The sequence below is a fragment of the Paenibacillus sp. J31R122 genome, assembly GCF_056269185.1.
In genome coordinates, this window is the sequence record NZ_JBWDNM010000002.1 from 294,562 (window position 1) to 306,606 (window position 12,045).

Below are 12,045 nucleotides of genomic sequence, written 5' to 3' on the forward strand. Positions count from 1 at the left end.
TTCAAACCTGTTATGACATCGGTAAACTACAGAAAAAAGGTGTGTTCATCTATGAAAATGGCTAAAGTAGGTCTGTATATTGATGGACAGATCCTTAATCGGAAACACGAAGCGCAAATGAATGTATTTCAGCGCTATATTGGTGAAATTTTAACTTATGCAGGTATTCCATACTCCGAGTTCGATGATTCTGTGAAGATTGGTTCGCAGTTATACGATATTATTATAGCCGGCGCGACAGGTAATATGGCAGTGGAAGATGAATTATGGAAGTACGCAGCTGCAGGTGGGACAGTCATTTCTTATGGCGGATTACCTTATTTGGCATCTCGATTAGGATGCAAGCAATTGAGAAGTGTACCCGTTGGATATGCGGCTGTTGGTTTAAAAGATGCAGCTATGGGTAGAGATGCTTTTCTTCGTTTTTTTGATGGCAAACCATGGACTGTAGAAGAAAAAGTAGATTCGATAAAGGAACAAGGTACTCTACTAGCTTATGAGCCTAACGGCACGGAAGTTGGTCCACTCTTACTTTCCTTCGGCGTAGGGAATGGGAGAATTGAGCGCTGGTCGGTAGATATCCCTTCGACGATTGTAAGGCTGCAGCAAGGAGGCGGGCCTGTAGTTGAAGACGGTATTCCTGCGGACGACGGCACAGGATCGATCGATGAAGGCTTGCTAAAAGCAGATGATAAGTGTGAGCAGGATTGGGAATGGGATCGGAAGGCAACTGATACAGGAATGCCTTATTTTGCTTATCCCTACGCTGATGATTGGCGAGAATTGTTGATTGGTCATCTGCTAATGCTCGCGGCTGAGCAAAGTTTGCATCTGCCATTTGTCGATTATTGGCCCGAGGGCGTACAGCAGATAGCTATGATTTCTCATGACAGTGACCTTAACATTAATGAAGCGGCACTGACGACGCTTGAAGTATTGGAGCAATGCGGCGTTCAATCTACGTGGTGCATGATCGAACCCGGTTATGACCAATCGTTGTACCCACGTATAATAGATGCCGGCCATGAATTAGCCTTTCATTATAACGCTCTACCGTTGGATAACGGCATCTGGTCCAGAGCAGAATTCGACCGTCAGCTTGCTTGGTTGAAATCCGCAACAGGTCTTAAGAAGATCATTTCAAATAAAAACCACTATACGCTGTTCGAGGGCTGGGATACGCTTTACCGCTGGTGTGAAGAGAACGGCATTGAGTCAGATCAGACCAGAGGTCCTAGCAAAAAAGGGAATGTTGGTTTTCCATTCGGAACCTGCCATCCTTATTTTCCGATTTCTTGGGCAGACGAGAAGAACCGCATATATAATGTATTGGAGATCGGATTCCTTACTCAGGATTTGAATCATCCAAGCCTGTCAGACACTACCGTTATTGCGCCATTCCTAAATGAAGTGAAAAGGGTGCGAGGCGTTGCCCACTTCTTGTTTCATCAAACGCATATTCACAACCAGCCAGCTGTGCGGGATGCGCTTGTAAAGGTTGTTAAGGATGCAAGAGCACAAGGCTTCGTGTTCTGGACAGCTGAGCAGATTAATGAATGGGTTCGCAGTAAACGTTCCTTAACTTTTATGGGGTTTGATGAAAACAAAGCACTTATCGTAAACGGTGAATTGCCTAATGCTCAGATCTGGAAGCCTTTGATACAGGGGGAGTCTGCTGGAGATATGATGGTTGAAGTGCGATTCGGAGTTCCTTGCGTACTCCAGAGTGTTCGTTCTTATAGCCCAGTTGCCTCAGGGAGGATTGAATAATGGACATCAAGCTAGCTTTGCATGGAGGACCTATAACGAAGGAAACTCCCTTTGGTACAGGCAAACGCTTCGGCTTAGAGGAAGCAAAGGAATTGCTGGAAGCGCTGGAGCAGAATACACTCTTTTATCATTTTGGCGGCAAGGTTAAACAGTTTCTGAACGATTTTAATACGATGTACGGGGTGAAATACAGTGTAGCTGCTTCTTCCGGAACGGCTGCCATACATGTGGCATTAGGGGCTGCTGGGGTAAGTGCGGGGGATGAAGTCATTACAAGTCCGATAACGGATCAAGGGACGATAGTCGGGATTCTTTATCAGAATGCGATTCCGGTGTTTGCTGACTTGAATCCACACACGTATAATCTGGATCCAGCATCGATAGAAGCAAGCATTACCCCTCGAACTAAAGCAATCATCGTCGTACATTTAGCAGGAAATCCATGTGATATGGATCCGATTATGGAGATTGCCAATAAACATGGACTGATCGTAATTGAAGATTGCGCTCAATCGTATTTGGCTAAGTATAACGGCAGATATACAGGTACTATTGGTCATTATGGCTGCTTTAGCACGAACGACTTTAAGCATATTTCGACTGGTGATGGAGGAATCGTAACGATCAATTCAGGTGATGAATCAGATTATCACCGAACACACAGCTTTGCTGATAAAAACTATCAACGGTTAGGCACTCAGGTACAGAGGGATCCGCAGTTTCTCGCTCCTAATTATCGTATGACTGAGCTGCAAGGCGCTGTGGGTGTAGCTCAACTGAAGAAGCTGGAATGGATATGTGAACGGCGAGAGACCATTGGAAATCGAATAAGCGAGGGTCTTAAAGGTATCGATATACTGAGTATACCCGAGATTACAACAGGAGCAACAAGCACCTATTGGTTCTATATGATGCGACTTCTTCCGAATAAACTAAGCTGTACGCGTAAAGAGTTTTGCGACGCTCTAGCGGCGGAAGGGATTCCAAACAGGGAGGGTTACATTCCTAAGGTTATCTATATGCAGCCTATCTTTCAGAAGCGCGAAGCCTATTTAAATAGCGGCTATCCATTTAATTTAACGGATAGAATCTATGAACAAGGTGATTGCACGACGGCGGAAGAAATATTAGAGACGGCTGTTCAAATACCTTTGAGTGAATTTTATGTGCCGCAGGATGTTGAAGAGATTATCGCAGCTATAAGCAAGGTATCGAACTATTATCGCAAAGGGTGATTACTATGGAACGATTCGTAGATCTTGGTATCCCAGTTGATGCAGTAGAATCCCGCACGGGAGCGGTATGTATAGCTCCGGATGGGGAGACGCGAGTCGTTCTGGCAGCCCGCGGGTTTGTTATAATTGTGGATCCGCAAACAGGAATATGTCAGCAGCTTCTTTATCCAGAAAGCAATAAGGAGTATCCGTATGCGTCATTCAGTGACAGCAAGGGGATGTTCTATACAGGAGCCGGCAAATATCTTCTTGTGCTGGACCCTTTTCAGGAACGATTCATCTTCTCGAAGCAGATAGGCGACACTGATGAATTAATGGGTTTCGGATTTGCGGAGGATATGAATGGAACGATCTATTGCACTTCCTACCCAAACTCAAAATTATATGCATACTCCACGGAATCACAAAAAGTGACGAATTGGGTCAGCCTTGATAAGGATCAGAAATATCCAGGTTATCTAGCTGCTGATCGCAAAGGTTGGATCTATGCTGGCTTAGGAACTGTAAGGAAGGCAATTATCGCCTTCCATCCGATTAGCGGACAGCTTAAGCAGCTCATTCCTGAAGCCGAACGTACACGCGGATCGGGTATTGTATATCAAGGCAAAGACGGCAATGTGTACGGACAATGGGAGTTTACAGGGGAACTGGGACAAAGTAAGTCTGAGAGTACCCGCAGGGTACGTTTAGAAGAAGGTGCCGCAGCGTACATATCCATAGATGAGGCTGCTGACTCCTACTATCAAGGCAGTGGATTCAGCAGGCTGCATCGCCAGCTGCCGGGTGATTGGATCGTGCAAAGCTTCGATTTGTCTGAGCGTGAACTCGTTCTTGCGAACAGGGAAACATCCGCTACCAGACGAATATCCCTGCAATATAAAAGTGAAGGAGCACAATTATCTCCGATTGCTAATGGCCAGAACGGAATACTATACGGGACATCGAATCATCCGCTGCACTTCTATTCGTATCATATCAACGAAGGCCGGTTAGAGGATTATGGCGGAGAAGTAATAGAGTATGGGGGCGGCGGCAATATATGCGCATATGCGGTATCAGGCAATTTGATCGGTGGCGCTGCATATGCCGGAGGACATTTTCATTTATTTGATACCTCAAAACCTATTAATAACAATGGAGCATTACGAAACCCTAAGCTTGTCACCAGTCATGAAATCATTCATCGTCCAAGGACCGCACTAGCTCATTCGGACGGAGAGCATATGATTTATGGTGGATTTCCGGGTTATGGATTGGTTGGGGGCGGGTTATGTATTTATAATATAAAAACGGGAAAAGACTTGCTTTATTCACATGAGCTGATTTCTCTTAATAGAAGCACTGTTTGTCTGGTAGAGACAGAGCAAGGGGACCTGCTGGGTGGAACAAGCGTGGAAACACCTGGGGGAGCAAAGCCCCTCGAGACAGCTGCAACTGTGTATTTATTCAATTGGCAAAGTAAGTGTATCATACAGTCATGGACTCCTGTAGAGCAAACAAAGGAATATATTTGGATTGACATAGCTAATGAAGATAGATTGGTCGGTCTTACTTCCGAATCGCTCTACTTCATTTTTGATCTTAATACGGGCCAATTGCTTCATACACAGGATTTATCCGCATGGGGTAAACCAGTACGAAGTGGAATGGTTAAAGGAAATGACGGGAGAAGAGTAGGAATACTGAGCGAAAGTGTGTATCATATTCATCCTATTACTTTGCAAGCGGAATATATAAGCAGTTCGCCTGGTACTCTTACAGCGGGTTTAGCTTTACAAGATGGAAAGCTTTACATGGGCATTGAGAGCAGATTATGGAGCTATGATTTATCGCTTGAGTGCAAGGAGGCGGGGGTTTTTAATGATTAGATATTTATTTTCCAAGCTAGAAAAGGACGGCCTGCCATCCTTATTGCATGAGATTGATTCACTGACTGATTGGGATCGAAAGAAGAGAGAGATTGCGGATATATGGCATGAATATCTTGGATTTATTCCGGATCGTGTGCCGACGAATGTTGAGATGCAATACAAAACTGAACAATCGGATCATACTTGCATCCATCTCACCTATGCAACAGGCTTCGGTGATCGAGTGACTGCATTACTGTTGATCCCTAAATCAGCAAATATGATCCAAGATGATCTGCCAGCGATTTTAGCCCTACATCCGACACATGAGTCTGGAAAGGCGGATGTAGCTTCAGCCGAAGGAAGAGTAGACCGTGCTTACGGATTAGAGCTCGTTAGACGAGGGTTTGTCGTCCTGGCACCGGACGTTATTACAGCGGGTGAGCGAATAGACAGAGGGATGGAAGCTTTTCGAACAGCCCCGTTCTATGAGCGTTTTCCAGCTTCAACTGCGATAGGAAAAATGGTGCATGATCATAGGCAAGCCCTTGATGTGCTTCAACAGCTGCCATACGTAAATTCGAATCGATTAGGTGCAATTGGGCATTCACTTGGTGCCTACAACGCCATATTTTTAGCAGGCTGTGATGATCGTGTTAAAGCCGTAGTTTCTAGCTGCGGTTTAAGTCCTTTTACTGGAGATTTAGATCCGAATAGATGGGGACAACGAGATTGGTTTTCTCATATTCCTCGACTAAGCGAGGACATTCAGAACGGCGGTATCCCATTTGAGTGGCATGAAATATTCGCATTATGTGCGCCAACTCCTATATTTAATTGGTGTGGCCAGAATGATAAAATATTTCCTCATTGGAGAGAAATTGCAGATTGTTCAATGGAATTGGACATGTTATATCGATGGCTAGATGCTGAGGAGAAATATATCGGTTTAATGGGTAATAGCGGTCATGATTTTCCAGAAGAAATACGTTATTTAGCTTATCAATTTTTGGATAAATGGATGATTTAGTAAATATCATCATTTCAATTGATGGAAGGTTGTCATCTGATGCGATATAATAAAGATATTCTATCACTTGGGAGCGTTTGCTTTGTTAAGAAAAAAAGATGATTTTCAGGAGAAACTCCATAGGTTAAAAACTGAATTATTAGATGGAATTATTACAGGTGACATACAATCGGGAGATTTTATTTTACCTGAAAATACATTGAGTGAAAAATATCAATTAAGCAGAGTCTCAGTGCGAAAAGTGCTGGCTGAGCTTGTTCAGGAAGGTTTTATTGAGAAAATAGCGGGCAAAGGAAACCGTGTGGCCTTTCCAGATGGCAGCAAGCAACGACAGATGTTGAAATTAGCCTGGTTTTCTTCTTCCTATGAAATAGACATCGTTCGGAAAATAATCGATCAGTATGAGAAAAGTCAACCTTATGTGGGAATTCAATTAATGGTTCTTCCGGAGGAAGACTATACGAACAGCTTGATTAGCGGCATGGAGCATGGGGAAGGGCCCGATGTATTCATGGTTTCCGATTATCATATTAGAGAACTGCATGCGAAGCAAAAGACAGAGCTCTTGACTCCATTTAATTCGGAACAGCTCCTGTCAGATAGTTATGCGGAGGTATTCGACTTATTTACGATAGAAGGTAAGCTGTATGCTACTCCTTTTATTTTCTCTCCTGTAGTTGTTTGTTATAACGAAAAGTTGTTTAACGAAGCTGGCCTTCACAATGAAGGCGAGATCAAGGATTGGTCGGAGCTAGTAGACATAGCTAAACGTTGTACAGTTAGTGCTGTCGAGGATGGAGATAATTCAGGAGTAATAGAGAGCTACGGCTTTTGCTTCTCGTCATCTCCGAACCGTTGGCCTGTGTTCGTTCTGCAAAATGGCGGGCAGCTCGTAAATGAGAGCGGAAAATGGAATTTGTCAGATCCGAATACTGTTGAGGCATTAAAGTTTTGCGTGGATCTGATGTATAAAGATAAGGTGTCTCCGATTTACTCTCATGGCAGCTCTGATATAGCGGAACGATTGTTTGTTAAAGAGCGGGTTGCCATGATTTTATCGACCTATTATTTCATGAATGAATTTCGCGATCATTCTATTCAGTGGAATGTTGTCCCAGCACCTGGGAAGAAAAACCAATCTACCTTGCTGCTAGGCGGCGGATTGGCAATTAACGGTGGAAGCGAGAATTTGACTATTGCACAGCAATTCGTTGCTTTTATGATGGGAATTGAAGCGCAAACGTTGATTAAGCGAAACGGCTGTACGATTCCGGCACTTCGATCTGTAGCAGAGGATGATTCGCTGCTTAACCCGGAAATCCATCCGAAAAATTATAATGCTTTTATTAGAATGCTTGCAGACAGCCGTTCCTTGCTTGGACTTGGAGTAGGAAATGATGATCTACATCAGGTGATGGATGAAATGCATTTGATGTGGGCCAATATGGAAAGTCCGGAAGAAGCCTGTCAGCGAATTGATGCAGGTTTTCGTCAGTTAAAGTAAAAATATATCGAAAGAGGCGCTAGCAATCTAATTTGCAATCCCGAATAAATAAAAAGCAATAAGCGCAGTCACAAGGACTGCGCTTATTGCTTTTTTTAGTACTTAATATGTTTGCTAAATTTAGTTAAATGGATGAGTTGGTTCGTCCAATCTATTAAACTATCATTTACATATGATGAACTATGAAAGAAAAGGAGGTGTCAGATAATGAAATCAAAACTCAGTAAGAAAGCAGCCGTAAGCAAAGGGAAAAGTATTCTGCTTCGCTCAACAAATGTTCGAGCTAATCAGAACCTAGGTGATGGCTTTCGCCGTACCGTGTTTAATCCTATACAAATTGATCCTGATAGTTTTCTCACTATTACGTTCACTGCCGGTCGAGGCAGAGCAGTCATCAATGTAGGATGGAACATTACTGCTTTATTAGCCGCCTGGCCAACGGACAGCTTCCCGATCAGTGATAATCGTTGGATATTGATCATTCAGAACCCGACGAACCAGACAAGATTTGTCACTCCGTACCTGATCACAAAAACTCGGTAATCTGCAAGGCTGCCCTTAGTCTCTCTAGATGAGAGATTAAGGGCATTGTTTACACCCGAGTTACTCTGATTGAGGAGAGATCTTTCGTCGTAAGCCGACGAGCATAGGAACATTTCTTTTTACCAGTATTCACGATCCGAACCTGGCCTGCACCTTGTGGGCGAGCAACCCGTGTTCGAAATCTTCTCATAAACCAATCCACGGGGTATGCAATTGATGTCAGTCCATCTCCGGTTCCGGCATAATTCACAGCAGTAGCGAAATTATCCGATCGTCTCAGCCAGACTGAACCGGAATCCCCTGGAAGTGATATCGGACTGCTTCCACGGATAACGGTTTGATTCCGGAACGTAAGCACACCCAAATTACTGCCATAATCGACCTGCAGGTCTGTATTCACCGAGTCGACTGTTCCATATACTAATCCCGTTGTTCGACCAACCTTCTTGAAACGCTCACCTACACGGTAGGTGGTTACATGCCCGGGAACAACACCTACCGTTGCATAACGGGGATTCAAGATGTTGTTTCTTACTGGGATTGATAGAGCCGCATCCATGAGGTTAGGCCCATTCTGTCTTAACTGTACGTAACGCGATAACCGTCCGACCCGATCAGTTACAGGCCTTCCATTGTCCGCTCCTCCCGGCTGTAACGTCTCAACGGGGTTGCTGGAGTTGATTGGATTGGTAAGCACGTGATTATTACTAAAAATGTATCTCTGATTAGCATCTGGGAAATTCGTAACGATTAAGCCTAATGTACCTGATCCAGCACTCGTTCCAACACTGTAACCGGCTTTTACCGGCCGAATTCTCCTGCGATAATTCGCATAGGCATGAATCTTTCCGGTCTTTACCAAGCGGATAGGTACATTCATGGCCGTTTTCTTGCTATGCTTGGAAAGAGTTGAAGTAATCGAGAGTGATGCAGTAGACAGCGCATCAGCGTAAATGATGACGGCTGCTCCTTTTTTTGGATGCTTGGGGTTAAAATATCCTACGCCAATGCCATGGACTTTAGGATGTTTTAGCAAGGAACGCACAAGGCGCTCCTTCATAGCATTTGCGGCAGCGAATGTAGCCATTCTCCTTCACCTATTTCCTTTAGAAATTACATTATAGTATTGGCGATGAAGGAAAAATGATTGGGCTCCACAAGTGATTTGCGGCGTATTATATTTAACCAAACAAAAGGCTTCCCTCTTGTAAGCTTAATGCTAAACGGAGGGATGCCTTTTAAATTGTGAAGACAAAATTATAAATTATTGATGATTATTTCAAAGCGTCATCACAAGAACTTGAGACATCCTTTTCTTCTATAAGCTGGAATAATAGTTAGGAAGCTCTGAAATGATTTTATTCAGTGCGATCATCTGCGGCCATTCGTTTCCTTCAGCGTTCATCTGCAGCAGTCGTACCATACCTTCTATAATAATGCGGCGTGGCTTGGACTTTATAGCTTCTTCTTTTATTACATCAACTGCCTGTTGTATAGAAAGACGTTCTCCATCGGATAAAAGAATGTCGTCAAACCGAGTAACCAGTGCTTCAAGCGCATGAATCAATCGTCGAGTTGTATCTGATCCTTCCTTAATATCCGCATCAGGAAAAATCGACTTTATGATATTAGTAGTTAACAATGGAGCTTCCTTAGTGCTTAAAATGCCTTGCACAGAATCATCCACCCGGGCTACAATATACTCCGACACTCCTCTTTGCGGCAGCTGTACTCCATTCAACAAAAATAATCCCATATACTCTCTTATGAGGGAAGTAATCAATACAGAGAGATCGAAAGCATGCGGCTCAATTTGGGGTCCATACATCTCAATAATCTGATCACGGAAAAAAACGAAAAACTTCGTTCGCATCATCATAGAGAGATGTTTGATTTCATCACTTATGTTGACTTGGCTTTGGGAAAAAATCGATAATAGACTGTGGTGAGAAGTGAACTCTTGGAACTGAACCATAATCTGCTGAGTAAGTCGCTCTTTCGAGTCGGAAGCATAATGGGCAGCTGCATCGAAGACACCTTTCATCAATCGTTCATAGTATTGTACAAATACCGCATATAACAATTCATCCTTCGATTTGAAGTAAAAATAAATTCCACTTTTGGCGATGCCCGCTGCATCTGCAATATCTTGAATGGTTGCCAGATGATAGCCTTTCTCCACGAATTGCTCCAATGCACATTTTAAGATCAGTGTTTTCTTATCCATGTAAAATCCACCTTTTTAAAGATAATTGACCAACGTTTCAAATGGAGGTATAATAACTTTTGTTCTAAATTACTGTGTATTTTAGAGTATTAATATTTATTGTAGCACGAATTTTGACCACATGGTCAAGTAGAGGCGGAGGGTTATTATTGAAGGAAAGTAATGGAATTAATAGAAGATTGGTGCTGTTCGGACTCATTATGGGTATGTTCTTTAGTGCGTTGGAGCAAACAATCGTAGGAACGGCTATGCCAACCATAATCTCAGAGCTGCAAGGGTTTGAAATTTTTGCTTGGGTAACATCGGCTTATATGATTACTTCTACGATCGTCGTACCAATTGTCGGTAAGTTATCTGATTTGTACGGCAGAAGGTTATTATATTTGATCGGTGCTATTATTTTTGCCACCGGCTCCGCTTTGTGTGCTACGGCAAATTCGATGGAAATGCTCGTCGTTTACCGTGCTATTCAAGGAATCGGCGGGGGTATGCTGATGCCGTTATCACAAACCATCATTGGAGATATTTTTACTGCCGAGCAGCGCGCAAAATGGCAGGGCGTGTTCGGAGCGATCTTCGGATTAAGCTCCGTCATCGGACCTTTCATCGGCGGTGTTATCGTTGATTCGGTCAGCTGGCACTGGATATTCCTTATGAATGTGCCATTCGGCATATTGTGCGCTATTCTTATTTTTATTGGCCTGAAGAAAGAAACAGTACTGAAAAAGGGTCGTGTGGAAATCGATTATTTCGGAATTTTCACCTTAGTGCCTGCTTTAGTATTGCTGCTCTTCGGATTAACATTCGGCGGAGATCAATTCGAATGGGCGTCCATGACTAGCTATTTGATTTTTGGCGGTGCGCTCTTATGTACAATACTATTCCTTTATGCTGAAACAAAAGCGAAGGAACCTGTACTAGATCTATCCTTATTCCGCAATCGAGTGTTCACAACAACAAATGGACTGGGCTTCCTTCTAGGACTTGGGATGTTTGGTGCTATTATGTTTGTACCATTATTTATGCAAGGCATACTCGGAGTTTCTCCGACAAAGGCCGGTTCAACAATGACACCAATGATGATAGCGTTGATTGCAGCAAGTGTAATTGGCGGCCAACTATTGCTGCGAGTGTCGTATCGAACAGTACTTACGGTCGGTATGGTAATTTCTACATTTGGATTTTATTTAATTAGTACAATGGGCTTGGAATCTTCTCAATGGATTGCATATGTCTACATGGTTATTCTCGGCCTCGGAATGGGATTAGTTATGCCGACGCTCATGATTGCTGTACAGAATGAATTTTCTAAAGATAAGCTTGGTACAGTGACGTCTGCTTCCACGTTTTTCCGTTCAATCGGAGGGACTATTGGGGTGACTGTACTTAGCGTTGTTATGAACAATACGCTGCGTTCGAACGTGAGCAATTTAGCTGCAGAAGAGCAGTTAAAAGGCAATGGGGCGGTAGTGGATGCTATAAATGGGATACAAGACAGCGGTGTCGATCTATATAGCGTAATGGTCTACCCGGATAAGATACCGTTACCGGCAGAGCTGAAGGAACAAGTATTGCTCTTCATTCAAACCGCATGGTCGCAAGCATTCTCGACTGTAGCACTTACTGGATTGGTTTTCGTCGCTGCTGGGATTGTCTTTGCGCTTCTTGTTGGCAACAAGCGCATACAACGGGATAGCAAAGCTGTGGGTGAGAAGGAAGGAAAGCTGGAGTATGAACATTAAATAAATGAAAAGGACTGTTTCTTCAGGTTAATACGACCTTGAGAAACAGTCTTTTTCTATTTACGATCATATAAGGTATCAATGAAATAATCGTTAACCGTTCTAGGCGTATGATCATATGCTGAGGGTGTAACGGCTAAAAGG

Annotated in this window: 9 protein-coding genes; 7 read left to right on the plus strand and 2 right to left on the minus strand. The window is 43.4% G+C overall.

What is annotated here, in order from left to right; translation table 11 throughout:
• Positions 1 to 51 precede the first annotated feature (51 nt).
• The 6 genes from AC0YN7_RS04495 (at position 52) to AC0YN7_RS04520 (ending at position 7,932) form a co-directional block, all read left to right on the plus strand.
• Positions 52 to 1,770: a polysaccharide deacetylase family protein gene (locus tag AC0YN7_RS04495; RefSeq protein WP_475808755.1), complete on the plus strand. Its 1,719-nt coding sequence runs from the start codon at positions 52 to 54 to the stop codon at positions 1,768 to 1,770.
• Positions 1,770 to 3,005, plus strand: a complete 1,236-nt coding sequence (locus AC0YN7_RS04500; RefSeq protein ID WP_475808756.1) for a DegT/DnrJ/EryC1/StrS family aminotransferase — start codon at positions 1,770 to 1,772, stop codon at positions 3,003 to 3,005. Before AC0YN7_RS04495 ends, AC0YN7_RS04500 begins: the two co-directional genes overlap by 1 nt.
• 5 nt (positions 3,006 to 3,010) lie before the next feature.
• Complete coding sequence (locus AC0YN7_RS04505) at positions 3,011 to 4,873, plus strand: NHL repeat-containing protein (protein WP_475808757.1); 1,863 nt, start codon at positions 3,011 to 3,013, stop codon at positions 4,871 to 4,873.
• On the plus strand, positions 4,866 to 5,885 hold the full coding sequence (locus tag AC0YN7_RS04510) for a dienelactone hydrolase family protein (protein ID WP_475808758.1): 1,020 nt from the start codon (positions 4,866 to 4,868) through the stop codon (positions 5,883 to 5,885). Before AC0YN7_RS04505 ends, AC0YN7_RS04510 begins: the two co-directional genes overlap by 8 nt.
• A gap of 82 nt (positions 5,886 to 5,967) precedes the next feature.
• Positions 5,968 to 7,389, plus strand: a complete 1,422-nt coding sequence (locus AC0YN7_RS04515; RefSeq protein WP_475808759.1) for an ABC transporter substrate-binding protein — start codon at positions 5,968 to 5,970, stop codon at positions 7,387 to 7,389.
• A 207-nt stretch (positions 7,390 to 7,596) separates the two neighbouring features.
• The gene (locus AC0YN7_RS04520) at positions 7,597 to 7,932 is read left to right on the plus strand and encodes a hypothetical protein (protein ID WP_475808760.1); all 336 of its coding nucleotides are present in this window, start codon (positions 7,597 to 7,599) and stop codon (positions 7,930 to 7,932) included.
• A gap of 49 nt (positions 7,933 to 7,981) precedes the next feature.
• Here the strand turns inward: AC0YN7_RS04520 and AC0YN7_RS04525 are convergent, their stop codons facing one another.
• Both AC0YN7_RS04525 and AC0YN7_RS04530 read right to left on the minus strand, forming a co-directional pair.
• Positions 7,982 to 9,019, minus strand: coding sequence for a chymotrypsin family serine protease (locus tag AC0YN7_RS04525; protein WP_475808761.1), 1,038 nt, complete (start codon positions 9,017 to 9,019; stop codon positions 7,982 to 7,984).
• Positions 9,020 to 9,250: 231 nt separating this feature from the next.
• Complete coding sequence (locus AC0YN7_RS04530) at positions 9,251 to 10,159, minus strand: TetR/AcrR family transcriptional regulator (protein WP_475808762.1); 909 nt, start codon at positions 10,157 to 10,159, stop codon at positions 9,251 to 9,253.
• A gap of 149 nt (positions 10,160 to 10,308) precedes the next feature.
• On the opposite strand from AC0YN7_RS04530, the gene AC0YN7_RS04535 reads away from it, so the two are divergent.
• On the plus strand, positions 10,309 to 11,901 hold the full coding sequence (locus AC0YN7_RS04535; protein ID WP_475808763.1) for an MDR family MFS transporter: 1,593 nt from the start codon (positions 10,309 to 10,311) through the stop codon (positions 11,899 to 11,901).
• Positions 11,902 to 12,045: the final 144 nt, after the last annotated feature.